26 protein-coding genes and 1 pseudogene are annotated in these 23,687 nt (G+C 71.4%); 13 read left to right on the top strand and 14 right to left on the bottom strand.

The genetic code is table 11. From position 1 onward, the window contains the following. Positions 1 to 6: 6 nt before the first annotated feature. Genes AB0F91_RS22215 through AB0F91_RS22205 form a run of 3 tightly spaced genes read right to left on the bottom strand, consistent with a single transcriptional unit; the run spans position 7 to position 4,028 of the window. A complete protein-coding gene (locus tag AB0F91_RS22215) occupies positions 7 to 2,304 on the bottom strand; it encodes a [protein-PII] uridylyltransferase (protein ID WP_360599972.1) in 2,298 nt (765 codons plus the stop codon). Continuing rightward, positions 2,305 to 2,643, bottom strand: a complete 339-nt coding sequence (locus AB0F91_RS22210) for a P-II family nitrogen regulator (RefSeq protein ID WP_360599970.1) — start codon at positions 2,641 to 2,643, stop codon at positions 2,305 to 2,307. Continuing rightward, a complete protein-coding gene (locus tag AB0F91_RS22205) occupies positions 2,640 to 4,028 on the bottom strand; it encodes an ammonium transporter (protein WP_360599967.1) in 1,389 nt (462 codons plus the stop codon). The genes AB0F91_RS22210 and AB0F91_RS22205 overlap by 4 nt, the downstream gene beginning before the upstream one ends. A gap of 174 nt (positions 4,029 to 4,202) precedes the next feature. Here AB0F91_RS22205 and AB0F91_RS22200 point away from each other — a divergent pair, with 174 nt between their 5' ends. The 5 genes from AB0F91_RS22200 to AB0F91_RS22180 are packed head-to-tail and all read left to right on the top strand — an operon-like array spanning position 4,203 to position 7,972. Continuing rightward, on the top strand, positions 4,203 to 5,057 hold the full coding sequence (locus AB0F91_RS22200; protein ID WP_360599965.1) for a putative RNA methyltransferase: 855 nt from the start codon (positions 4,203 to 4,205) through the stop codon (positions 5,055 to 5,057). Then, a complete protein-coding gene (locus tag AB0F91_RS22195; RefSeq protein ID WP_360599963.1) occupies positions 5,039 to 5,650 on the top strand; it encodes a (2Fe-2S)-binding protein in 612 nt (203 codons plus the stop codon). The genes AB0F91_RS22200 and AB0F91_RS22195 overlap by 19 nt, the downstream gene beginning before the upstream one ends. A gap of 15 nt (positions 5,651 to 5,665) precedes the next feature. After that, positions 5,666 to 6,205, top strand: coding sequence for an alpha/beta fold hydrolase (locus AB0F91_RS22190; protein WP_360600208.1), 540 nt, complete (start codon positions 5,666 to 5,668; stop codon positions 6,203 to 6,205). Further along, positions 6,198 to 7,487 (top strand): O-acetylhomoserine aminocarboxypropyltransferase/cysteine synthase family protein, encoded by a 1,290-nt coding sequence (locus tag AB0F91_RS22185; protein ID WP_360599960.1) that lies wholly within the window; start codon positions 6,198 to 6,200, stop codon positions 7,485 to 7,487. The genes AB0F91_RS22190 and AB0F91_RS22185 overlap by 8 nt, the downstream gene beginning before the upstream one ends. Before the next feature lie 8 nt (positions 7,488 to 7,495). Then, a complete protein-coding gene (locus AB0F91_RS22180; RefSeq protein ID WP_360600206.1) occupies positions 7,496 to 7,972 on the top strand; it encodes a CoA-binding protein in 477 nt (158 codons plus the stop codon). Here AB0F91_RS22180 and AB0F91_RS22175 read toward each other — a convergent pair. The 4 genes from AB0F91_RS22175 to AB0F91_RS22160 are packed head-to-tail and all read right to left on the bottom strand — an operon-like array spanning position 7,969 to position 9,867. After that, on the bottom strand, positions 7,969 to 8,544 hold the full coding sequence (locus AB0F91_RS22175) for a hypothetical protein (RefSeq protein ID WP_360599958.1): 576 nt from the start codon (positions 8,542 to 8,544) through the stop codon (positions 7,969 to 7,971). The two genes, AB0F91_RS22180 and AB0F91_RS22175, sit on opposite strands and share 4 nt — an antisense overlap. Continuing rightward, positions 8,541 to 8,918, bottom strand: a complete 378-nt coding sequence (locus AB0F91_RS22170) for a GntR family transcriptional regulator (protein ID WP_360599956.1) — start codon at positions 8,916 to 8,918, stop codon at positions 8,541 to 8,543. Before AB0F91_RS22170 ends, AB0F91_RS22175 begins: the two co-directional genes overlap by 4 nt. Then, entirely contained in the window at positions 8,915 to 9,367 is a 453-nt protein-coding gene (locus tag AB0F91_RS22165) for a hypothetical protein (protein WP_360599954.1), read from the bottom strand. The genes AB0F91_RS22170 and AB0F91_RS22165 overlap by 4 nt, the downstream gene beginning before the upstream one ends. Further along, a complete protein-coding gene (locus tag AB0F91_RS22160) occupies positions 9,325 to 9,867 on the bottom strand; it encodes a hypothetical protein (RefSeq protein ID WP_360599952.1) in 543 nt (180 codons plus the stop codon). The genes AB0F91_RS22165 and AB0F91_RS22160 overlap by 43 nt, the downstream gene beginning before the upstream one ends. A 114-nt stretch (positions 9,868 to 9,981) precedes the next feature. On the opposite strand from AB0F91_RS22160, the gene AB0F91_RS22155 reads away from it, so the two are divergent. Beyond that, the gene (locus tag AB0F91_RS22155; RefSeq protein ID WP_220237786.1) at positions 9,982 to 10,158 is read left to right on the top strand and encodes a hypothetical protein; all 177 of its coding nucleotides are present in this window, start codon (positions 9,982 to 9,984) and stop codon (positions 10,156 to 10,158) included. A 6-nt stretch (positions 10,159 to 10,164) separates the two neighbouring features. Here the strand turns inward: AB0F91_RS22155 and alc are convergent, their stop codons facing one another. Together alc and allB are read right to left on the bottom strand one after the other, a co-directional pair. Further along, the gene (alc, locus tag AB0F91_RS22150) at positions 10,165 to 11,184 is read right to left on the bottom strand and encodes an allantoicase (RefSeq protein WP_360599950.1); all 1,020 of its coding nucleotides are present in this window, start codon (positions 11,182 to 11,184) and stop codon (positions 10,165 to 10,167) included. Between the two features lie 2 nt (positions 11,185 to 11,186). Further along, positions 11,187 to 12,515 (bottom strand): allantoinase AllB, encoded by a 1,329-nt coding sequence (gene allB / locus AB0F91_RS22145; protein ID WP_360599948.1) that lies wholly within the window; start codon positions 12,513 to 12,515, stop codon positions 11,187 to 11,189. A 136-nt stretch (positions 12,516 to 12,651) separates the two neighbouring features. On the opposite strand from allB, the gene AB0F91_RS22140 reads away from it, so the two are divergent. From AB0F91_RS22140 to AB0F91_RS22110, 7 genes and pseudogenes are all read left to right on the top strand, one after another. Then, complete coding sequence (locus AB0F91_RS22140; protein WP_360599946.1) at positions 12,652 to 13,128, top strand: helix-turn-helix domain-containing protein; 477 nt, start codon at positions 12,652 to 12,654, stop codon at positions 13,126 to 13,128. Positions 13,129 to 13,213: 85 nt separating this feature from the next. After that, entirely contained in the window at positions 13,214 to 13,699 is a 486-nt protein-coding gene (gene uraD, locus AB0F91_RS22135; RefSeq protein WP_360599944.1) for a 2-oxo-4-hydroxy-4-carboxy-5-ureidoimidazoline decarboxylase, read from the top strand. Beyond that, a complete protein-coding gene (gene uraH, locus AB0F91_RS22130) occupies positions 13,696 to 14,022 on the top strand; it encodes a hydroxyisourate hydrolase (protein ID WP_360599942.1) in 327 nt (108 codons plus the stop codon). The genes uraD and uraH overlap by 4 nt, the downstream gene beginning before the upstream one ends. A 2-nt stretch (positions 14,023 to 14,024) precedes the next feature. Continuing rightward, positions 14,025 to 14,933 carry a factor-independent urate hydroxylase gene (gene pucL, locus AB0F91_RS22125; protein ID WP_360599940.1) on the top strand — a complete coding sequence of 303 codons (909 nt, stop codon included), beginning with the start codon at positions 14,025 to 14,027 and terminating at the stop codon, positions 14,931 to 14,933. A 105-nt stretch (positions 14,934 to 15,038) separates the two neighbouring features. Next, a pseudogene (locus tag AB0F91_RS22120) lies at positions 15,039 to 15,822 on the top strand (solute carrier family 23 protein). Beyond that, positions 15,819 to 16,121 (top strand): hypothetical protein, encoded by a 303-nt coding sequence (locus AB0F91_RS22115; protein WP_360599938.1) that lies wholly within the window; start codon positions 15,819 to 15,821, stop codon positions 16,119 to 16,121. The pseudogene AB0F91_RS22120 and the gene AB0F91_RS22115 overlap by 4 nt, the downstream one beginning before the upstream one ends. Next, the gene (locus AB0F91_RS22110) at positions 16,118 to 16,714 is read left to right on the top strand and encodes a TetR/AcrR family transcriptional regulator (RefSeq protein ID WP_360599936.1); all 597 of its coding nucleotides are present in this window, start codon (positions 16,118 to 16,120) and stop codon (positions 16,712 to 16,714) included. Before AB0F91_RS22115 ends, AB0F91_RS22110 begins: the two co-directional genes overlap by 4 nt. Here the strand turns inward: AB0F91_RS22110 and AB0F91_RS22105 are convergent. The 5 genes from AB0F91_RS22105 to AB0F91_RS22085 all read right to left on the bottom strand — a co-directional run bounded on the left by AB0F91_RS22105 (position 16,711) and on the right by AB0F91_RS22085 (position 23,604). Next, on the bottom strand, positions 16,711 to 18,333 hold the full coding sequence (locus tag AB0F91_RS22105; protein WP_360599934.1) for an NAD-dependent malic enzyme: 1,623 nt from the start codon (positions 18,331 to 18,333) through the stop codon (positions 16,711 to 16,713). The genes AB0F91_RS22110 and AB0F91_RS22105 overlap by 4 nt on opposite strands. Before the next feature lie 303 nt (positions 18,334 to 18,636). Then, entirely contained in the window at positions 18,637 to 20,907 is a 2,271-nt protein-coding gene (gene pucD / locus AB0F91_RS22100) for a xanthine dehydrogenase subunit D (RefSeq protein WP_360599932.1), read from the bottom strand. After that, positions 20,904 to 22,244, bottom strand: coding sequence for an 8-oxoguanine deaminase (locus tag AB0F91_RS22095; RefSeq protein ID WP_360599930.1), 1,341 nt, complete (start codon positions 22,242 to 22,244; stop codon positions 20,904 to 20,906). The genes pucD and AB0F91_RS22095 overlap by 4 nt, the downstream gene beginning before the upstream one ends. Next, on the bottom strand, positions 22,241 to 22,714 hold the full coding sequence (locus AB0F91_RS22090; protein ID WP_360599928.1) for a (2Fe-2S)-binding protein: 474 nt from the start codon (positions 22,712 to 22,714) through the stop codon (positions 22,241 to 22,243). Before AB0F91_RS22090 ends, AB0F91_RS22095 begins: the two co-directional genes overlap by 4 nt. Then, complete coding sequence (locus tag AB0F91_RS22085) at positions 22,705 to 23,604, bottom strand: FAD binding domain-containing protein (protein ID WP_360599926.1); 900 nt, start codon at positions 23,602 to 23,604, stop codon at positions 22,705 to 22,707. The genes AB0F91_RS22090 and AB0F91_RS22085 overlap by 10 nt, the downstream gene beginning before the upstream one ends. Positions 23,605 to 23,687 lie beyond the last annotated feature (83 nt).

Below are 23,687 nucleotides of genomic sequence, written 5' to 3'. Positions count from 1 at the left end.
GCACGCTCACGAAGCGGCTGCCAGCACGGCCTCCTCGACTTCGGCGCGCCAAAGGGAATCGATGCGGCCGGTCGACGGACTGACGGCGAAGGAGTCCACGACGGCGCCGCCGAGGGTGGTGGCTTTGGCCCAGTGCACGGAGGCGCCCGAGCGGCTCAGGGCGCGGGCGACGCGGAAGAGCAGGCCGATGCGGTCGGTGGCGCGCAGTTCGAGCACCACGGTGTTGGGGCCGCTGGTTTCGTCGTCGAACCAGAGGACCTTGGGCGCGACGACGGACGACGCAGTGGAGGCGTAGTCGCGTTCCTTGGCGGCGAGGCGTTGGGTCAGGGGCAGAGTGCCGGCGACGGCGCGGGAGAACTGTTCGCGCAACAGCGCCGAGTCGGGCAGGGAACCGAACTTGGGTGAGGCGGTGAAGACGCCGACGCGGTCGCGCAGGACGGCGGCGTGGACTTCCAGCGAGTTGAGCGCCAGGACGCCCGCGGCGGGCGCGAGGAGTTCGGCGCGCGACGGGACGGCGAGGGTGACCGTGACGACCTTGCCGTGGGCGGTGATGCGGACCTCACCGATCCCCGACCGGACGGCTTCGGTCATGAGCTCGCGTTGTGAACTGTCGAGGGGATCCGGCGCGGTGAAACCCTTGCCGTGGAGGGCTTCTTCGCCTGCCGCGACCAAGTCGGCGAGCAACCGGGCTTTCCAGTCCGTCCAAACGCCCGGGCCGGTGGCCAGGGAATCGGCGCGCGTCAGGGCGTGGAGCAGATCCAGCAGTACGACGTCGCCGTCCAGGGTTTTGACCACGCGGGACACGGTGGCGGGGTCGGCGATGTCGCGGCGGGTGGCCGTGTGCGGGAGCAGGAGGTGGTGGCGGACCATGGCGGCCACCGTTTGCACGTCGGTAGCAGGCAATCCGAGGCGTGCGGCCACCTGAGCGGCGATGTCGGCGCCCAGCTCGGAGTGGTCGGCGTCGCGGCCCTTGCCGATGTCGTGCAGCAGCGCGCCGATCAACAGGAGGTCGGGGCGCGCGACGGTGGTGGTCAAGTGGGCGGCCTCGACGCATGCCTGCACGAGGTGCCGGTCCACCGTCCACTGGTGCACGGGCGACCGCGGCGGCAGGTCGCGCACGGCGCCCCATTCCGGGAACAGCCGGGCCCACAAGCCGGTGCGATCCAACGCCTCGACCGCGTCGACCAACCCCTCCCCCGTGCCGAGGAGCTCCACCAGCGCGTTGCGCGCCTCGTCCGGCCACGGCGCGCGCAGCTCGGGTGCGGAGTCCGCCAGCGTGCGCAAAGTGCCGTGCGCGATCGGTTTGCCCGTGCGCGCCGAAGCGGCGGCAACGCGCAACAGCAGAGCCGGGTCCTTGGCGGGTACGGCGTCGCGGGCCAAGGAAACCTCGTCGCCGTGCAGCACCACGCCCTCGGCCAACGGGGTGCGCGAAGGCCGACGGCCGAACCGCGGCCGGGAAGGTTCCACAGTGGACCGCAGGGCGACGTCCACGGCATACGCGATCGTCCGCCCCGCGCCGGAAAGCTTGCGGGCCAACGCGAACCGGTCGGCGAGCCCGAGCTCCGCAGCCACCACCTCGGCTTCGGGGGCGCTCAGGATGTCCCGCTCGCGGCGAAGCTCCCGACGCAGCTCCGTGCGCACGTCGAGCAGCAACGCCTTGGCCGCCAGCAGCTCTTCCCCCGGACGCGCCGTGAGCTGCGCCAGCGCCAACGCCTCCAGCACCGCGAAATCCCGCAGTCCCCCGCGGCCGTGCTTGAGATCCGGTTCCGCCGACTGCGCGATCTCGCCACTGCGCCGCCACCGGGTGCGCACCGAGTCGGCCAGCTCGTCGAGCCGCTTGCGGGCCGTGCGCCGCCACTGGTCGCGCGCGGCGGACGCGAGCCGTTCGGTCAGCTCGGCGCCGCCCGCGAGGTGGCGGGCGTCCAGCAAGCCGAGTTGCGTCCGCAGGTCCTCCGACGCGACCTTCAGCGCTTCACCCGGCGTACGCACCGAGTGGTCGAGCCCCAGTTTCGCGTCCCACAGCGGATACCACAACGCGTCGGCGAGCTCACCGACGCGCGGGTTCCCGTTGTGCACCAGCACCAGGTCCAGATCCGAGAACGGCACCAGCTCGCGCCGCCCCAGGCCGCCGACGGCGACCAGCGCGACACCGGGATCAGCGGTGTCCACGCCGGCCGCCGTGGCGCCCTTCGCGAGCCAGAATTCGTACAGGTCCACCAAGGCCGCCCGCAGCGCGGCCGGACCGTGGCGGCCGTCGAGCAGCTGTTCTCGAGCCCGGACCAGTTCACCCCCGTGAGTGCTCACCTAGAGCGCGTCCGCTCCGCGCTCGCCGGTGCGCACCCGGATCACGGTCTCGACCGGCGTCACCCACAGCTTGCCGTCACCGATCTTGCCCGTGTGCGCAGCGGTGGTGATGGCGTCGAGGACCTTCTCGACGTTGGCGTCGTCGGTCACGACCTCGATCTTCAGCTTCGCCACGAAGTCCACGGAGTACTCGGCGCCGCGGTAGACCTCGGTGTGGCCCTTCTGCCTGCCGTAGCCCTGGACCTCGCTCACGGTCATGCCGAGCACGCCCAGCTGCTCCAGCGCGGAGCGGATGTCGTCGAGTGTGAACGGCTTGACGATCGCGGTGATGAGCTTCATGCCTTGGTCTCCTCGAACTTCGCAGGGGCGATGGCGGACTTGACCGGGATCGTGGTCGGCTGGCCGATCCCGCCGCCCATGCCGGTGAAGTCGTAGGCGCTCTCCGCGTGCTGCGCCTCGTCGATGCCGCTCACCTCGTCCTCGGTGCTGACGCGGAAGCCGCCCGCCTTCTTGATGACGAACCCGATGATGAAGGAGAGGATGAACGAGTACGCGAGCACCGCGCCTGCCGCGGCCGCCTGGCGGCCCAGCTGGGTGAAGCCACCGCCGTAGAAGAGCCCGTCGGCGCCGAGGGAGTTGACGCTCGTGGTGCCGAAGAAGCCGATGAGCAGCGTGCCCACGATGCCGCCGACGAGGTGGACGCCCACGACGTCGAGCGAGTCGTCGAACCCGAAGCGGTATTTCAGCGACACGGCCAGCGCGCACAGCACACCGGCGATCACGCCGATCGCGATCGAGCCGAGCGGGCTCACGAACCCGCACGCCGGGGTGATCGCGACCAGACCCGCGACGGCACCGGAGGCGGCGCCGAGGGTGGTCGGCTTGCCGAACTTCAGCTGCTCGACCAGCAGCCAGCCGAGCACGGCGGCCGCCGTGGCCACGGTCGTGTTGGTGAACGCGACGGCCGCGAGGTCGTTGGCGGCCAGCGAGGAACCGGCGTTGAAGCCGTACCAGCCGAACCACAGCAGCGAGGCGCCCAGCAGCACGAACGGCACGTTGTGCGGCCGTCCGGTGTCCTTCGGGAAGCCCTTGCGCTTGCCCAGCACGATCGCGAGGGCCAGACCCGCCGCGCCGGCGTTGATGTGGACCGCGGTACCACCGGCGAAGTCGAGCGCCTTCAGGTTGTTGGCGATCCAGCCGCCGACCGAGTTCTCACCGAGGAAACCGTTGAACGAGAACACCCAGTGCGCCACCGGGAAGTACACGACGGACACCCAGATGACCACGAACAGCGTCCAGCCCCAAAACTTCGCGCGATCCGCGATCGCGCCGGAGATCAGCGCCGGCGTGATGATCGCGAACATCAGCTGGAACATGCAGAAGGCCAGCAACGGCAAGGCGTCCGGGCCCGGCCAGGGGACAGCCGGTGCGGAGTCCGTGGCCGACGCGGCGAAGCCGACCAGCTTGCCGAAGGTGTCCGACAGCCCGGCGAGGTCGAAGTTGCCGACCAGGCCGCCGAAAGCGTCGTTGCCGAAGGACATGGAGAAGCCGAAGAGAACCCAAAGCACCCCCACCACGGCCAGCGCGATGAAGTTCATCATCAGCATGTTCAAAACGCTCTTCGCGCGGACCATGCCGCCGTAGAAGAACGCCAGTCCCGGTGTCATGAGCATGACCAGCGCGGCGCCGGCCAGCACCCACGCGGTATCTCCTGCGTTCAGCACAATTGTCCTCCCGTGCCCTGGGTAGATGACCCGGAAGTCTTGGTTCCGGGTGTTTCGCGGGGCGGCGCCGAAGGTTTCACGGGCGTGAACTCATCCGTCGCGGTTGTTACGGGAAGGTTTCCCGCCACGCGGGGTGGGGTGTCCGATTGCGAAACGTCATGGTCGAATAGCCGCATGACCTCGGCCGGACCCGGAAATGACCCACTGCCACGACGGGTGGTGGAAGCACTCCGGTGTTCGGTGTGCCTTGCCCCGGTCGGGTCAGCGGGCCGCACGGTGCGTTGCGAAAAGGGCCACTCGTTCGACTTGGCGCGCCAGGGTTACGTCAACCTGTTGCACGCACGCATCCCCGCCGGCACCGCCGACACCGTGCCGATGGTCCAGGCGCGTTCGGAGCTCCTGAATTCGGGCGCGTACGCACCCCTCGCCGACGAGCTCGCCCGCGTGGCCGCGCCGGCCGCCACGGGCCTAGTGATCGACGCGGGCGCCGGCCCCGGTTACTACCTCGCGCGTGTGCTCGACGCGGCGCCCGAGGCGACCGGGCTCGCGCTCGACGTGTCCGCCGTCGCGCTGCGCCGGGCCGCCCGTGCGCACGAGCGGCTCGGCGCCGTGGTGTGGAATCTCTGGGAGCCGTGGCCCGTCGGCGACGGCGTGGCTTCCGTGGTCCTCGACGTGTTCTCCCCGCGCAACCCCGCCGAGTTCCACCGCGTGCTCGAGCCCGGCGGCGTGCTCGTGGTGGCCGCGCCGCTGCCCGGGCACCTCGCCGAGCTGGGCGACCTCGTGCTGTCCGTGGACGAGCGCAAGGAGGAACGGCTCGAAACCTCGCTCGGCGACCGCTTCACGCGCGTGTCGCGAGTGGACGTGGTCCGCACAGCGCCGTTCACCGCACGCCAGGTGCACGACGTGGTCGCCATGGGTCCCGCCGGTTTCCACCTCGACCGCGACGGCCGCAGGGCGCGTCTCGAAGCCGCCGAGGGCCGCGATGTGACGCTCGCGGTGGGGGTGAGCGTGTGGCGGAGGCAGCCGTGACGCCGGCCGCGCTGCTGGCCGACGCGACGTGGGTGCGTGCCCGCATCGGCGGCGCCGCGAAGCTGTACGGCTGCGCGGCGCCCGAGGTGATCGGCACGATCTGGTGGTACTCGCTGTCGTCCGTGCTCGTCGCGCCGACGATGGAATCGCTGGCCTCCGGCGGTGAGGTGCTGGACCCGTCGCTGGACGCCGTCGAGCTCGACATCGTGTCCGACGGGCGGTTCCGCGGCTCCCGTTCGACGCGGGCACTGAGCGGGCCGCTCGGCCCGGCACTCGGCGCGGCGCTGGGCACGGCCATCACCACCACCGCCGAGGTCACCGGTGCCCGGGCGCGAGCGCTGGGCGCCATCGCGACGGACTCGATCGCCAACCGCCTGCTGTGGGCTTCCGCGCCGCAGCTTGCCGCCGACGTCGTGGCGTCCACCGGCCTCGGCCTGCCCGCGCCGCGGTACGTCACGGTCGGCCGGACGCGGGCGGTGAAACGGGCGTCGTGCTGCCTGATCTACGAAGTGGGCAACCCGAAGTGCGTCAGCTGCCCGCGGCAGACGCCCGCGGAGCGCGACGCACGGCTGCGTGCGGCCCTCGGCGGCTAGGACTCACACCCCGGCCTGGCACCACAGCGAAGCACTTCGACTGCGTCTGCGCGTCGATCGGCCCGACCTGGTCCGGCGCGAACCGCTGCACGCCGGCGCTATCGGAGAACCTCGGCCACGCGGGCAGGCTCGCGCCGTTGGGGTCGCCGGTGCAATGCCACCGCGGCCCGGCAGCAGCTGTCGCGCACGATGATCGGATACTGGACGAACTTCGCGCGCGGGTCCGCCGGTCTGCCGGCTCGAACGGTGGGCCGGCCGGCGCTCGCCGCGTTCACCGAGGACGGCGGCGAATCTTCCTGGCCGACGGTGCCGTCGCCCTACGTCGTGTGCGTCGACGATCAAGCGCTGCCACCGGATGCCCAGCGGCGGATGGCCGCCCGCATCGGCGGCCAGGTGGACGAAGTGCGCGAGGTGCGCGAGATGCACGTCAGCCATTCGCCGTTCCTTGCCGAACCCGCGAGCTGTGGCGGACATCCTGAAGTCGGTGTGACGATCAAGGTTCGGGAGGGATGGCCCGCGGCAGCCGCGCTGAGTAGCGTGACGGCTGATGAGTGAACGCACCTGGGGCTTCCGCACCCGCGCCCTGCACGCGGGTGGCACGCCCGACCCCGCCACCGGCGCGCGCGCCGTGCCGATCTACCAGACCACCAGCTTCGTGTTCGAGGACGCGGCCGACGCGGCCAACCTCTTCGCGCTGCAGAAGTACGGCAACATCTACAGCCGCATCGGCAACCCGACCGTCGCCGCGTTCGAGGAGCGCCTCGCGAGCCTCGAGGGCGCCATCGGCGGCGTGGCGACGGCGAGCGGCCAGGCAGCGGAGTTCCTCACCTTCTCCGCGCTGGCGGAGGCGGGTGAGCACATCGTGTCCGCGAGCGGTCTCTACGGCGGCACTGTCACGCAGCTCACCGGCACACTCAAGCGCTTCGGCGTCGAGACGACGTTCGTCAACGGCGGCATCGAGGACTACGCGAAGGCCGTCACCGACAAGACGCGGCTGATCTACACCGAGGTGATCGGCAACCCGTCGGGCGCCATCGCCGACCTGGCCGGGCTCGCCGACCTCGCGCACTCGCACGACATCCCGCTGGTCGTCGACGCGACACTGGCGACGCCGTACCTGTGCCGCCCGATCGAGCACGGCGCGGACATCGTGCTGCACTCGGCCACGAAGTTCCTCGGCGGCCACGGCACCACGCTCGGCGGCGTGGTCGTGGAGTCGGGCCGCTTCGACTGGGGCAACGGCAAGTTCCCGCGCATGACCGAGACCGTCGACTCGTACGGCGGCCTGAAGTACTGGGAGAACTTCGGCGAGTACGCGTTCTGCACGCGCCTGCGCGCCGAGCAGCTGCGCGACATCGGCGCGGTGCTCTCGCCGCACTCGGCGTTCCTGTTGCTGCAGGGCGTGGAGACGCTGCCACAGCGGATGGACGCGCACGTGGCCAACGCGAAGGCCGTGGCGGAGTACCTGAACGCCGACGCGCGCGTGGCCTGGGTTTCCTACGCCGGGCTGCCCGATCACGCCGACCACGAGCTGGCGCGCAAGTATCTGCCGGCCGGGCCGGGCGCGGTGTTCTCGTTCGGGGTGAAGGGCGGCCGGGCCTCGGGTGAGAAGTTCGTGGAGTCGGTGGAGCTGCTGTCGCACCTGGCGAACGTCGGCGACGCCCGCACGCTCGTGATCCACCCGGCCTCGACCACGCACGCGCAGCTGTCGGACGACCAGCTGGCGGCCGCCGGCGTCGGCCCGGACCTGATCCGGCTTTCAGTGGGGCTGGAAGACGTCGAGGACATCCTGTGGGACCTCGACCAGGCGCTGGACAAGGCGGTGGCGAACCAGTGACGACGGCGGTGAACTACGACGTTTCGGCCGTGGAGCGGCGGCGAATCCTCGGCCGCACGCGGTCGGTGACGGTGATCGGCGCGTCGGCCAACCCCGCGCGGCCGAGCTACTTCGTGGCGACGTACCTGACGTCCTCCACGCGGTACGAGGTCAACTTCGTGAACCCGCGCCTCGACACGCTGCTCGGCAAGCCCGTGTACCCCACGCTGGCCGACGTGCCGGGCGAGATCGACCTGGTGAGCGTGTTCCGCAAGCACGACGACCTGCCGCAGGTCGCCGAGGAGGTCATCGCGGCGGGCGCGCGCACGTTGTGGCTGCAGCTGGGCCTGTGGCACGAGCAGGTGGCCGACCGCGGCCGCGAGGCCGAGCTCGACGTGGTGATGAACCGCTGCGTGAAGATCGAGCACGCGCGCTTCGCCGGTGGCCTGCACCTGGCCGGCTTCAACACGGGCGTGATCAGCTCGCGGCGCCAGTCCGCGCCTTAACGGACGGCCAGAGGGACCACGACCACGGCGGCGATCAGCACCACGAAACGCCGATCGCCACGGGACGCGGTGTAGTGCAACGTCAGCGTGGCCGGCAGGTCCGGGTAGCGCACGACGCCGGCCACGACCGTCGCGGCGAGCACGAGGAGCGCGGGGACGGCCCACCGCCACGGGAACGGCGGGCGCGTGACGCGGGAGGTGTCGGCGGTGACCGTCTGGCGCAGGCCCTGGTACCAGTCTTCGCGCCGCTTGGCCGAGCGAATCACCGCACGGGCCCGCACATACGCCGGTGTGACGACCCCCAGCAGCGCCACGACGACGAGCACCGGCACCAGGACTTGCTGCACGACCACGCCCACGACCAGCCCGGCCACCACCAGCGCGGTCCCGGCCACGCCCACCCACCAGCGGTAGATCCGCCGCTGCTCGGCGATCAGCGGGTCGTCCACCCGCGCCGCCGGCACGCGCACACCGAACGGCACCGTCGGCTTCGCCACCGACGGCATCACCCACGCACTGGCCAGCAACAGCACCGGGACCAGCAGGTGCCGCAGGACGATCACCTCGATCACGCGCGCACCTCCTCGAACGCCCGCAGCGTCGTTTCACAGTGGCCGAGGACTTCGCGTTCGCCCAGCCCGTGGGCGATCGCCTCGGCCAGCAGGGTCTTCAGCCGCGCCTGCCACTCGGCCGCGAAACCCGCGGTCGAGACCCGCTGCACCACCGCGCCGCTTTTCCGGGTGATCAGCAGCAGCCCCTCGCGCCGCAGCTGGTCGTAGGCCTTGTTCACGGTGTGGAAGTTGATGCCGAGGTCCACGGCGAGCTGGCGTGTCGAGGGCAACGGGTCGCCGTCGGCGAGCTCACCCGCAGCGATCGCCTCGACCACGCGGTCGTGGATCTGCTGGTAGATCGGGACCTCGCTGGTGAGGTCGACGTCGAGGATCATCGGTGCTCCAGGAAGGTGCGCAGGACGGTGACCACGCTCGCGTCGAGCACCTGGTCGTCGACCGGTGTGCCGGTCGCGTGCTGGAAGTGGTCCACGGGCAGGAGCTGCGGCAGCGTGTGCAGGGCGGCGGCCAGCGGCGGCGTGGTCCGGCAGGGCACCTGGCTGTCTCGCGTTCCGCATGTCAGCAGGACGCGCGTGCCCGGTCGCGCGATGGACGGCGGGTAGACGGCGTCGTCGCTGCGGACGAAGTGGGCGCTGACCGGGTTGAAGACGGCCTGCTGCGGGAAGGTCGCGAGCTGGGCGCTCATCCCGGTGTAGTCGAGTGGGCGGCCGGCGCGGAAGTCGGTGATCACTGTGGTCAGCGCGACCTGGTCGGGCGCGGTGAGCTGGGCGTCGAGCTGGATCTTCAGCAGGTCGAGCAGCCGGAGGTCCTGTGGTGCGAGCAGCACGAGGTTTTGACGCGGACGTGCCGCGCGACGAGCATCGCCCGCAACCCGCCTTCGCTGTGCCCGACGATCGACACGTCGTCGCGGTCGACCTCGGGCTGCTTGGCCAGCGTCTGTTCGGCGACGAGGGCCTGCCTCGTGAACGCCAGCAGCTCCAGCGTCGCCGGATCCAGCCCGCCGAGTCGCGTGCGGCCGGTGCCGTACTTGTCGAACCGCAGCGTGGCCACGCCGTCCTGGTCCAGGGCGTGGGCGAGCAGCTTCAACGTTCCCGGCGTGACCGTGGGCGGCTCGTCGCCGTCGCGGTTCGTGGGGCCGCTGCCGGGGATCACCAGCGCCGCCGGCACCCGCGTGCCGACCCGGTGCGCGGGGACGTGCAGCGGGCCGTAGGCGGTCACGCCGTCGGAGCCGAACTGCACTTCCCGGTCGGTTGCCGCCACCGTGCCGGCCGCGGCGGTGGTTCCGCTCGCGACCAGCACGGCGGCGGGAAACAGGCCAAGGCTCATAGGTCTGTTCTACAACTCATAGAACACGTGTGCAAGCTCTGCTTCCGCAACCCGCGGCCACTGCGCCCCGGTCCTGCCGCGAGGGGCTGGTCAGGCCCGTGAGAAGGTGGCGGCATGGCCAAACCGACCCCGCTTCAGATGCGCAACGCCCTGGCCGCCGTGTTGATGGCGGCGGGGTTCATCTGGAACGTCGTGACCGGCGGACCGTGGTGGCTCGGGGCGATCTTCGCCGTCGGCACGCTGCTCTCGTGCGCCTCGATCTACCTGAACCGGCCCGGGGCGAACTCCTAGCACCTCTCAGGCCGTCGTTTCGGTGAAGCGCGAGATGACGGCTTCGCGGCCGCGTTTGGTGAGCTCGCCGTAGAGGCGCAGGCGGGCGAGGCCGCCGTCCGGGTAGATGTCGAGGCGGGCCTCGGTGATCTGCGGGCCGTCTTCGAGCGCGAAGCGGTGGCGGGTGTCCGGCTGCAGACGCGTGCGGGGAAGCAAAGAAACCCAGTCGCCGTCGTCGAGGCGGCCGGAGAGCGCGGCCCAGCCCGGCGCGTTGCCCTTGAGGTTGCTCGTGTCGACCTCGGCGAAGCGGACGATGCCGGCGCCGGCGAGGCGCACGGTCACCCAGTCGTTGCCGTCGTCGCGGCGGCGCGCGGTTTCCCAGCCCTCGGCCTGGTGCGCGGCGAGCCCGGGCGAGAACAAGTTGCTGGGCGACGAGTAGAACATGTTGCTGCAGCCCGTGACCACCCCGCCGTTGGCCAGCGCGGCGAGGTCGAGCGAGCGCGGGTCCAGCAGCGCCGGGTCGGGCACCGGCGAACCGTGCACGCGCAGGCGGGCCACGCCGCCGTCCGGGTGCTGTGTGAGGCGGACGTGGGTGAACCGCCGGGACGACGACACGTCGAAGAAGTTCTCCGCGTCGCCGACCACCGGCTCGTGGTCCACCAGCACCTCCCAGTCCACTTCGGACAGTTCGGCCGCGCTCGGGTAGCCGGGCACCGACACCGCTTCCACCGACACGAACGGCGGGTAGTTGCCCTTGAAGAACGCCGTGTCCACCACCACGCCCGACACCACACCGGCGACGCCGAGGCGCAGCACGGCCTGGTCGTCACCAGGCTCACGGTGCCGGCGCGTCTCCCAGCCGTCGTAGACCTGACCCTTCGGCCCGAACGTCTCGGCCCGGTGCGCGGGGCGCCACGGGTTGACGAGGTTCTCCTTCTCGGCGAACAGCTCGTCGCTCGCCCACATCACCGTGCCCCCGAACACGCGCGAAGCGAGGTCCGGCCGGGCTGTCCACTCGGGACGGTCGTGCGACACGTGGTCCTCCATCTCTAGCAGTTCCCCCTGGTCAACAGCTCTCCCCGCGGCTCGTCGCCGGTCACCGGCGAACCCCGCAGCCACGTGCCGCGCACGACGCCGGCCAGCGGTCTTTGGTCATACGCGCTCACCGGGTTGCGGTGCTTGAGCGCGGCCACGTCGACGACGAACGCCTCATCGGGCGCGAACACCGAGAAGTCGGCGTCGTAGCCCACGGCGAGGTGGCCCTTGCGCGTCATTCCCACCTGCGCCGCCGGGCGCTCGGCCATCCAGCGCACCACGTCGGCGAGGCCGAATCCGCGTTGGCGCGCCTGCGTCCACACCGCGGGCAGCCCCAGCTGCAGGCTGGCTATCCCACCCCACGCGAGGCCGAAATCGCCGGTGTCGAAGCGTTTCAGCTCCGGCGTGCAGGGCGAGTGGTCACTCACGATCGTGTCGATCACGCCGCCGGCCAGGCCCTGCCACAGCAGTTCCCGATTGGCCGCCTCCCGGATCGGCGGGCAGCACTTGAACTGCGTGGCGCCGTCGCGGATCTCCTCCGCGACGAAACTCAGGTAGTGCGGGCACGTCTCCACCGACAGCGCCACACCCTCGCGGCGCGCGCTCGCGATCAGTGGCAGAGCGTCCGAAGAGGACAGGTGCAGCACGTGCGCGCGGGCGCCGGTGCGCCGGGCCGCCTCGATCACGTGCGTGATGGCCAGGTTTTCGGCGCCACGCGGGCGCGAGCCGAGGAAGTCGGTGTACTTCTCGCCGTGCGGGTCCGGTGCGGCGTCGATGGCGTCGGAGTCCTCCGCGTGCACGATCATCAGCGCGTCGAACGAGGTCAGCTCGCGCAGCGCTGCCTCCAGGCCCGCGGCGTCGAGCGGCGGGAACTCGTCGACGCCGGAATGCAGCAGGAAGCACTTGAACCCGAACACGCCCGCCTCGTGCAGTGCGCGCAGAGCGCCGGTGTTGCCCGGGATCGCGCCACCCCAGAAACCGACGTCCACGTGCGTGCGCCCCGAAGCCGCCTTGCGCTTCACCTCCAGGGCGGCGACGTCGACCGTCGGCGGCAGGCTGTTGAGCGGCATGTCGACGATCGTCGTGACCCCGCCGGCGGCGGCCGCACGCGTCGCGGTCTCGAAGCCCTCCCATTCGGCCCGGCCGGGGTCGTTCACGTGCACGTGGGTGTCCACGAGGCCCGGCAGCAGCACCTCGTCGGCGGCGAGTTCGACCACGCGATCACCGGGCAGGTCGACGATTCCCCGCTCCAGCGCGACAATCCGGCCGCCGTCGACCCCCATTGTCGCGGAGCCGGCACCAGCCGCCGTTACCGCACGTGCGGCGCGCACCACGAGATCCATCTGTGGGCACACTCCTTCTCCTGTCGGCAAGACCGGCCAAGTTGTTTCACAGTACGGAAATTCTCTTTCGCCAACCGAGATTAACCACCACGCTCTCGCCTCGTCAACGCCTCGCTCTCCACGTTACGGTCACGGGGTGGAGCTAGAAGCCGAGTTCACCAGCGAACCCTTCCAGGGCGAGGGCCCCCCGCCGGAGCACGCCGTGCGCGCTCGCGACGCGGCCCGAGACGCCGGACTCGACACCGACTTCGGTCCACTCGGCACACTCGCGCGCGGCCCTGCCGACGACCTGGTGAACGCACTGCCGGCCATCGCGCGGGCCGCGCTCGAAGGCGGTGCCACGCGCGTCACCGTCCAGCTCCGGCGCACCGACGAACCCGCGCCGGCCCCGCCCGTCGAGCTCAACACGGCGCTGGCCCGGCTCATCGCCGACGTCGAGCGCGAGCTGGGCGCGAAGCTCGGCGACCTCGACCGCCCGGACAAGCAGCGGGCAGTGCGGCTCTTGCGCGAACGCGGCGCTTTCAGCCTGCGGAAATCGGTGTCCGCGGTGGCCGAGGCACTGGGCGTCACGCGCTTCACGGTCTATAACTACCTCAACCGGGAAGTGGACTGACCAGCGCGTTCAACAAAATGTTGACGGTGGCGCGAGGGCGCCGTACCGTCGGCAGGCACCAGCTCCCCCGCAGCGAGGAGATCCCGTGCCACTCGCACTCGCCGAGTTCAACACCGCCGCCGCCGCCGACGTGCGGCCCGCCCTCACGGCCTGCCTGGCCGTGCCGCGCTGGGTCGACGCGGTGCTCGCGGGCCGGCCGTACGCGGACTTCGACGCGCTCCTGACCGCCGCTGAAAAAGCCACCCCCCTGCACCGCGACGAGGTGCGCGCCGCCATCGCCGCCCACCCGCGGATCGGCGAAAAGCCGACGAGCAAGGGCGCCGACGCTGAGTGGTCACGCTCCGAACAGTCCGGTGTGGACAACGCCGACGAGTTCGCTGCCGCCAACGCCGAGTACGAAGCCCGCTTCGGCCACGTGTTCCTCGTGTGCGCCGGCGGTCGCAGCGGCGCGGAACTGCTCGCGGACCTGCGGTCGCGGCTGGGCAACGACCCTGAGACCGAACTCGACGTGGCGGGTGCGGAGCTGGCGAAGATCGCCGAGCTGCGCCTGCGGAAAGCGATTGACGCATGAGCTTGGTGACTACGCACGTGCTCGACACCGCCGCGGGCAAACCCGCCGCCGGCATCGCCGTGCGCTTCGAACGCGTGGACGGCACGGGTGGCACGCCGATCGCCGAGGGCGTCACCGATGACGACGGCCGCGTCCGCGACCTCGGCCCCGACACCCTCGAACCCGGCGTCTACCGGTTGGTCTTCGACACCGGCGCCTACCTCGGGCCCGAAGCGTTCTTCCCCGACGTCACCATCGCGTTCCGCATCGCCGACGGCAGCTCGCACCACCACGTGCCGGTGCTGCTGAGTCCCTTCGCCTACTCGACCTATCGCGGGAGCTGACCGTGGGAATCTCCTTGGGCCCCAACCAGTACGGCAAGGCGGAGGTCCGCTTGGTGACCGTCCGCCGCGACGGGCCGGTGCACCACCTGCGCGACCTCACCGTGTCCACGGCCCTGCGCGGCGACCTCGCCGCCACACACCTGGCCGGCGACAACAGCGCCGTGCTGACCACCGACGCGCAGAAAAACACCGTATACGCCTTCGCGAAGCAGCAGGACGTCGGCGAGATCGAGGATTTCGCGCTGCGCCTGGGCCGGCACTTCGTGGCCACGCAGGAGGCGATCACCGGCGCGCGCGTCACGGTCGCCGAGCACGCGTGGGAGCGCATCCCGGTCGAGGGCAGGCCGCACGACCACGCGTTCAGCCGCTCCGGCGGGGAAAGCCGCACCACCACTGTGACCGTGCACGCCGGCCGCGCGTGGGTGGTGTCCGGTGTGGACGGTCTGACCGTTCTCAAGTCGGGCGGCTCGGAGTTCCACGGCTTCCCGCGCGATGAGTACACGACCCTCGCGGAGACCGACGACCGCATCCTCGCGACCGCCGTCACCGCGCGCTGGCGCTACGACGGCGACCCGGCTGACACCGATGGCCCGGGCGTTGCCTGGACCAAGAACCACCAGGAGATCCGGCGGACGCTGCTGCAGGCGTTCGCCACGAAACACAGCCTGTCGTTGCAGCAGACCCTGTACACGATGGGTGAGGCCGTGCTGCTCGCACGGCCCGAGGTCGCCGAGGTCCGGCTTTCCCTGCCGAACAAGCACCACTTCCTCGTCGATCTGAGCCCCTTCGGCCTCGAGAACTCAGGCGAGGTGTTCTACGCCGCCGACCGTCCGTATGGCCTCATCGAAGGCACCGCGGTCCGCGACGAAGCCGAAGAGCCCGGCCCGGCCTGGACCGACGCCGTGCTCTAGCCCCGAATCCCCACCGGGAGAGCACGTGTTCAGAACGACCATCCCGTCGATGTGCGCCCGAAGTGGCCGCAACTCGTGCTCGGCGGAATCCAGCACGTGGCGGCGATGTACGCCGGCGTGGTGGCCCCGCCGCTGGTGATCGGCGCGGCCGTCGGGCTCTCGCCCGGGCAGCTGAGCCTGCTCATCAGCGCGTCCCTCTTCACCGCCGGCCTCGCGACACTCCTGCAGACGCTCGGCGTGTGGCGCTTCGGCGCGCGGCTGCCGCTGGTCAACGGCGTCACCTTCGCGTCCGTCGCGCCGATTCTCTCGATCGCGCAGCAGCACGTCGGCAACGCGCTGGGCGTCGTCTACGGCGCGACGCTCGCCGGCGGTGTGTTCGTGGTGCTGGCCGCGTCGTTCTTCGCCAAGCTCACGCGGTTCTTCCCACCGGTGGTGACGGGGACCGTGATCACGCTCATCGGCGTCTCGCTGCTGCCCGTGGCCGTGCAGTGGATTTCGGCGCAGCAACCGGCCGCGCGACCGAGCGGGCTGCTGCTGGCGGGCGTCACGCTGGTCGCGGTGCTGGTGTTCACGCGGTTCCTCACGGGTTTCTGGAGCCGGATTGCGCTGCTGGTGGGCCTCGTCGCCGGGACGCTGCTGGCGTGGGCCGCTGGGCGAAATCGACACATCGACACTCAACCAGGCGCCCGTGTTCGGCGTCGCCACACCGTTCCACTTCGGCAGGCCGGCGTTCGACATCGCGGCGATCGTGGCGATGTTCATCGTGATGCTCGTGGTCATGGCCGAGAGCACAGCCGACCTGCTGGCGCTCGGCGAGATCGTCGGACGGCCCACCACGAGCCGGACCCTGGCCGAAGGCCTGCTGCAGACGGGCTCGCCACCGCCGTGAGCACCGTGTTCGGCGGGTTCGCGTGCACGGCGTTCGCGCAGAACATCGGGCTGGTGCGGACGCTGGCGAAGGCGTCGTCCGAGCACCCGGGCAACGTCGCGATCGTGGCCGCGTCTTGGGGCGTGGGCCTGATTCCCATCGCGATGCCGGGTTTCTGCTCGGGCTTTCCGGCGGCGCTGCAGGTGGTGCTGAACTCCGGGATCAGCGCGGGCTGCCTCACGGCCGTGGTGCTGAACCTGGTGTTCGGCGAGCGGTTGATAGAACGCTCTACCGCCACGGAGCTATCCTCGGTGCCGTGACAGGCACGAAGGACCGCATCCTGGCCGCGGGCGCGGAGTTGTTCCGCCGCGGCGGCTACACCGGCACTGGCGTGAAGCAGATCGTCGAGAACGCCGGCGCGCCCTTCGGCTCGCTGTACCACTTCTTCCCCGGCGGCAAGGAACAGCTCGCCGAAGCGGTCATCCGCACGTCGGGGATGGAGTACGCACAGCTCTACGATCTCTTCATCGCCCCGGCGCCCGACGTGGTCGCCGGCATCGAGGCGTTCTTCGCGGCCGGCGTGACGACCCTGCTGGACACCGACTACGTCGAGGGCTGCCCGATCGCCACGGTGGCGTTGGAGGTCGCGACGACGAGCGAACCACTGCGCCGGGCGACGGCCGACGTGTTCACGGCGTGGATCGACGCGGGCACGGAGAAGTTCGCCGCGTTCGGGCTGCCGGCCGAGCAGGCGCGGGTGCTGACGATCGCGCTGATCACCAGCCTGGAGGGCGCGTTCGTGCTGGCGCGCTCGATGCGTTCGCCGGAACCGATGGCGGTCGCGGGTGCCGCCGTGGTCGACGTGGCCCGGCGGATCCTGGGCGAGCTGGGGCACGACGGGAAGAAGCGCTAGCGGTACTCGGGCGTCCAGCGGGCTCGCCGGACCGTCTCGGCGAGGTGGTCGTCCGGCCGGGCGACGCCGTCCTTCACGGCCTGCTCGGCGACCGCGATGGCGATCCGCGTGGCGACTTCCGGCACGTCGTCCCACGCCGGCAGCAGCGGTTCGTCCGGGTCGGCGAGGGCGGGTGACGCCTCGCCGAGCGTCTTCGCGGCGACGCGCATCATCGCGTTTGTCACGCGGGTGGCGCCGCAGGCCGTGACGGCCAGGCCGATGGCCGGGAAGATGTAGACGTTGTTGCACTGCGCGACGCGGCGCTGCTTGCCGTCGCGCTCGATCGGCGCGAACGGCGACCCGGTGGCGACGAGGGCGCGCCCGTCGGTCCACTCGTCCAGCTCACGCGGGTGCGCCTCGGCGCGGCTGGTGGGGTTGGAGAGCGGGAAGATGATCGGCCGGTCGGTCTTGGCGGCCAGCTCGCGCACGAGGTCCTCGGTGAACGCACCCGCCGCCGTCAAGAGGCCCAGCAGCACGCCGACGTCGACGTTGTGCACGACGTCGGCCAGCCCGGTGCCGGTCCAGCCCCGGGTTTTCGCGGCGGGCTGGGCGAACCGGCGCTGGCTTTCCGACAGGTCGGTGCGGTCGTCGGTCAGCACGCCCACGATGTCGACGACCCAGATCCGCTCGGCCGCCTCCGCGTCGGACAGGCCCTGCACGACCATCTCCTGGCGGACCATGTCGAGCACGCCGATCCCGGCCGAGCCCGCACCGAGCATCACGACCTGCTGCTGGGACAGCGGCCGCCCGGCCACCTTCGCCGCGCCGTGCAGCGCGCCGAGCGCGACGGCGGCGGTGCCCTGGATGTCGTCGTTGAAGGTGAGCATGCGGTCGCGGTAGCGCTCGAGGATGGGCTCGGCGTGCGCGGTGGCGAAGTCCTCCCACTGCAGCAGCACCTCGGGCAGCTCTTCGCGCACTGCCGCGACGAAGTCGTCGACGAATGCGTAGTACTCGACGTCGCCGATGCGACGGTGGCGCCAGCCGAGGTACTGCGGGTCTTCGAGGCGCTCGACGTTGTCGGTGCCCACGTCGAGCACGATCGGCAACGTGCGCGCGGGGTCGATGCCGCCGATGAGCGTGTACAGCGACAGCTTCCCGATGGGGATGCCCATGCCGCCGATGCCCTGGTCGCCCAGCCCGAGGATGCGCTGGCCGTCGGTGACCACGATGACGTCGACGTTTCGCCGCGGCCGGTTCCTGAGCACTTCCCTGAGGTGTTCGCGGTCGGGATAGGCCACGTACAGCCCGCGCGGGCGCCGGTAGATCTCGCTGAACCGCTGGCACGCCTCGCCTACGGTGGGCGTGTAGACGATCGGGAGCGTCTCCTCGAGGTGCTCGGTGAGCAGCCGGTAGAACAACGTCTCGTTGCGGTCCTGCAGCCCGCGCAGGAACACGTGCTTGTCCAGCTCGGCCTGCTGGCGCGCGAGCTCCTGGTAGGTGTGCGCCACCTGCTCGCCGATCGTCTTCTCTGCGACCGGCAGCAGCCCGAGCAGGCCGAGCTCCCGCCGCTCGTCGTGGGTGAACGCCGTGCCTTTCGTCGTCAACGCGTTGAACAGCCGCTCGTGTCCGCGGTCCGGCATGCGCACTCCCCGTCTGATCCACATCGGACGTTCCGCGTCGACTCAACCACGGCGCCGCGACGCCCGCCAGCTCGCCATCCACCAACCCGACACCCCGGCTCGGAACCGGCAATAGCGGCTCCGGCAACGCAGCCGCGGCTTGCTCGGACGCCACAGTGGACGAATACCTGAGATCGAAGGCGGCCTGGTCCACGGTGAGCATGCCCGGCGCGCCGGCGCTCAGTCCGGCGACCACCGCCGCAGCGAGGTCCGTGGGCAGGTGGGCCCGGCCGGTCGGCCCGGCCCCGGCGAATTCGCCGGGCCCTACGTCCCCGTCAGGTGTTCCGGCCTGACCGGCACCCGGGTGAGCGCCAGGCCCGTCGCGGCGCGGATGGCGGCGACGATGGCCGGGGTGGAGGAGATGGTGGGCGGTTCGCCGACGCCGCGGAGGCCGTAGGGGGCGTGGGGGTCGGGGCGTTCGAGGACGTCGATGGACATCGGGGGCATGTCGAGGGCGGTGGGGATGAGGTAGTCGGTGAAGGAAGGGTTGCGGACGCGGCCGGCGTCGACCTGGATTTCCTCCATGACGGCGAGGCCGAGGCCCTGGGCGGAGCCGCCCTGGATCTGACCGAGGACGGCCTGCGGGTTGAGCGCGCGGCCGACGTCCTGGGCGCAGTCGAGGGCGACGACCTTGACCAGGCCCAGCTCCACGTCCACGTCGACCACGGCGCGGTGGGCGGCGAAGCCGTACTGCACGTGGGCGGTCCCCTGGCCGGTGCCGGGGTCGAGCGGATAGGTGGGACGGTGGCGCCATTCGACCGCCTCGTCGAACGTCGAGGAGCCCAGCACCGACGCGAGATCCGCCAGCACCACGCCGTCGGCCGCGACGAGCTTGCCGCCGGCCGCGCGCGTCGAAGCGGGAAGCCCGGCGTGGGCCAGGACGCGTGCGCGCACGGCGGCGGAAGCGGCCTGCACGGCGCCGCCGGTCACGTAGCTCTGGCGCGAGGCCGACGTCGACCCGCCGTTGCCGATGGAGGTGTCCATGGGCAGCACGGTCACCTGCTCCACGCCGAGCTCGGTGCGCACGATCTGCTGCATGATCGTCACGAGCCCCTGCCCGACCTCGCACGCCGCGGTGTGCACGGTGGCCGCGGGCTCGCCGCCGACGAGCTGCAGCCGCACGCGCGCGGTGGAGTAGTCGTCGAAGCCCTCGGAGAAGCAGACGTTCTTGATCCCCACGGCATACCCGACGCCGCGCACGACGCCTTCGCCGTGCGTGGTGTTGGAGACGCCGCCGGGCAGGTGGCGCAGGTCGAACGAGCGCGCGGCGGGCAACGGCCTGGCCCGCAAGCGTTCCAGCAGCTCGGCGACGGGCGCGGCCGAGTCCACGACCTGGCCCGTCGGCATCACGGCGCCCTCGGTCATCGCGTTGCGGATGCGCAGCTCGACCGGGTCGAGGCCGCACGCGGCGGCCAGCTTGTCCATCTGCGACTCGTAGCCGAACGCGGCCTGCACCGCGCCGAAGCCGCGCATCGCGCCGCACGGCGGGTTGTTCGTGTAGGCACCCCAGCAGTCGACCGACACATTGTCCACTGTGTACGGTCCGACGCCGAGCGTCGCCGCGTTCGCCACCACCGCACCGGTGGACGACGCGTACGCGCCGCCATCGAGGAACAGGCGCGCACGGACGTACACGAGCCGGCCGTCGGAGGTGGCGCCGTGCTCGTAGTACATCTTCGCCGGATGCCGGTGGACGTGGCCGTAGAAGGATTCCTCGCGGTTGTATACCATCTTCACCGGCTTGCCGGTATGCAGCGCGAGCAGACACGCGTGCACCTGCATCGACAGGTCCTCGCGGCCGCCGAACGCCCCGCCGACGCCGCCGAGCGTCAGCCGCACCTTCTCGACCGGCAGCCCGAGCGCCGCGACGATCTGCTGCTGGTCCACGTGCAGCCACTGCGTCGCGACGTACAGGTCCACGCCACCGACCGTGTCCGGTACCGCGAGGCCCGACTCCGGCCCGAGGAAGGCCTGGTCCTGCATGCCGACCTCGTACACGCCGGACACCACGACCTCGGCTGGCACGTCGGAAGAGCCACGCCGGATCCGCACATGCCGCACCACGTTCCCGCCGTCGTGCAGCGACGGACCCTCGCCCCGCACCGCCGCCTCGGAGCTGGTGACCGGCGACAGCTGTTCATACGTCACCCTGATCCGCTTCATCGCCCGCCGTGCCGTCTCCGGGTGGTCGGCGGCGACGAGCGCCACGGGCTCGCCTTGGTAGCGCACGACGTCGTCGGCCAGCACCGGCTGGTCGGCGTGCTCCAGCCCGTAGCGGTTGACGCCGGGCACGTCCTCGTGGGTCAGCACCGCGTAAACCCCTTGCACCGCAAGGGCTTCCGTGAGGTCGATCCCGGTGATCCGCGCGTACGGGTGGGGGCTGCGCAGGGTCGCGCCCCACAGCATGTCCTCGTGCCACAGGTCCGAGGAGTACGCGAACTCGCCGCGCACCTTCACCGTGCCGTCGGGCCTGGGCGCGTCGGCGCCGACACCGTTGGTAGTGCCGGTGGCCTGCGAAGTGGTGGTGGTCGTCATCGGTCCTCCCGCAGCCGGGCGCTCGCGGCACCCAGGTCACGGGCGATCACGGACTCGTCCTCCTCACGCAGCGCGCCGTGCTCCACCACGGTCCGGCCGCCCACGAGCAGCCGCGCCAACGGCGGGGTCGCGCCCAGCACGAGCGCGGCGACCGGGTCGGTGATGCCCGCGTAGCCGAGCCCGGACAGGTCCCACACGGCGAGGTCGCCGAGCTTGCCCGCCTCGATCGAGCCCAGCTCGGCGTCGCGGCCGAGGCAGCGCGCGCCGCCCATCGTGGCGAGCCAAAGCGCTTCCCGGGTGGTCAGCGCCGTCGGCCCGCCGCGTTGGCGAGCCTGCAGCAGCGCTTGGTGCAGTTCCTCGCCCAGCCCGCCGGACTCGTTGGACGCGGCGCCGTCGACCCCGAGGCCCACGGGCGCGCCGGCGTCCAGCAGGTCGCGCACGGGAGCGATGCCCGCGCCGAGGCGGCCGTTGGACGTGGGGCAGTGCGCCGAGCCCGTGCCGGTCGCGCCGAAGCGGCGGATCGCGTCGGGCGAGAGGTGGATGGTGTGCGCGAGCCAGACGTCACCCGCCAGCCAGCCGAGCTTGTCCGCGTACTCGGCCGGCGTGCAGCCGACCTCGGCCAGGCACTGGCGTTCCTCGTCGAGCGTCTCGGCCAGGTGCGTGTGGAGCCGCACGCCCTTGCGGCGCGCCAGGTCCGCCGCGCCGGTCATCAACCGCTCGGTGACGGAGAACGGCGAGCACGGGCCGACCGCGATCCGCAGGTGCGCGTCGGGCGACGAGTCGTGGAACCGGTCGATCACCGCCTCCGTGCCGAGCAGCGCGGCATCGGTGCCCTCGACGAGGTTGTCCGGCGGCAGGCCACCGTCGGGCTCGCCGCGGTCCATCGAGCCGCGCACGAGGTGCAGCCGCACGCCGATGCGCTGCCGGGCGGCGACGAGCGCCTCGACCTGGTCGCCGCCGTCGCGCGGGAAGACGTAGTGGTGGTCGGCGACGGTCGTACAGCCGGTGAGCGCGAGCCGCGCCATCCCGGCGGTGCCCGCGGCGTGCGTGATCTCAGCGTCGAGCCGGCCCCACACGGGGTAGAGCGCGACGAGCCACTCGAACAGTGTGGAGTCGGCCACCATCCCGCGCGTGGCCCACTGGTAGAGGTGGTGGTGGGTGTTGACCAGGCCCGGCGTGACGAGGCAGCCTGTCGCGTCGACGTGCTCCTCGGCGTCGCCGGTGAAGGTGCCTTCGCCCACTTCGGCGATCACGCCGTTGTCCACGAGCACGTACCCCGAGTCGTACTCGGGGCCGCTGACCGTGGCGATCGCGGCGTTCTTGACGACCGTCCTCATGCGACGCCCGCCTTCACAACGGCAGCGGCCCGCACGGCGTCGAGGATCTTCTCGTAACCCGTGCACCGGCACAGGTTCCCGGCCAGCGCCTCGCGGATCTCCTCGTCGCTGGGCCGGGCCACGCGGTTGAGCAGGTCGTGAGCCGCGACCACCAGGCCAGGCGTGCAGAAACCGCACTGCACGGCGCCGTTGTCCAGAAAGGACTGCTGCACGGGATCCAGCTTGTCGCCCTCGGCGAGTCCTTCGACCGTCCGCACGGAGCGGCCCTCGACCTGGCCCGCCGCGACGAGGCACGAGCACACCGGCACGTCGTCGAGGTACACCGTGCAGGCCCCGCACTCACCCTGTTCACAGGCGTTTTTCGAGCCCGGCAGGCCGAGCCGCTCGCGCAGCACGTAGAGCAGGCTCTCGCCTTCCCACACGTCGTCGGCCTCGCGGGCCTCGCCGTTGACGGTCACGTTCACGCGCACGTGCGCTCACTCCCCCGATGTTCGTCCCAGGCCCAGGTCAACGTGCGCCGAGCGAGCACGGCCAGGGCGTGTCTGCGGTAGTCCGCGCTGCCGCGGACGTCGTCGATCGGCGCGGCGGCCTCGGCCACGAGCTCGCCGAAGCGCCGTTTCAGTGAGTCCGCCAACGCCACGGGCGCGTCCCACGGCAGCTCGGCGGCGAGGAATTCCTCGGCCGCGTGGGCCCGGAGCGGGGTGGGGGCGGCGGACCCGACGGAGGCGCCGACCTCGCGCTGCGCAGGCCGCAGGTTCACCGCGAAGGAGCAGACTGCGATCACCATCGCGTTGCGCGTGCCGACCTTCGCGAACTGCTGCGGACCCGCGTGCGCGGGCAGGTGTATGGCGGTGATCAGCTCGTCGGGCTCCAGGGCGTTGCGCTTCACGCCGAGGTAGAACTCCTCCGCCGGCAGCACCCGAGTGCCCCGGACGGACGCGACCTCCACCCGCGCGCCGAGCGCCAGCAGTACCGGGTGCGTGTCGCCGGCCGGTGACGCGGCGCCGAGGTTGCCGCCGACCGTGCCGCGGTTGCGGATCTGCGGCGAACCGACCGTGCGCGAGGCCATCGCCAAGGCCGGCAACGGTTCACCCAGCTCGGTGATCACGCGCGAATAAGGCACGGCCGCACCGAGCCGGACGGTGCTTCCCGAGTGCGGGCTGCCCGAAAACGTGGCGTCCGAAGTGGACCACTCCGCCAGCTCCGCGACACCGGTGAGATCGAGCAGCGCGGCGGGGCGGCGGTGGTCGAAATTCAGCTCGACCATCACGTCCGTGCCGCCGGCGATCGGCACCGCGTCGGCGCGTTCGGCCTTCACGGCCAGTGCCTCGGCCAGATTGGCGGGTCGCAGGAAATCCACGCTCGAGCTCCTCCCCTCGGGCTGATGTCCCAGTACACGCCGAACGCGCCCGCGCGGCAACGGTGCCCCGCCATGAAAGCCGC

The sequence above is a fragment of the Amycolatopsis sp. NPDC023774 genome, assembly GCF_040639695.1.
Taxonomy (GTDB): domain Bacteria; phylum Actinomycetota; class Actinomycetes; order Mycobacteriales; family Pseudonocardiaceae; genus Amycolatopsis.
This window is presented reverse-complemented; position numbering and strand designations above follow the sequence as displayed.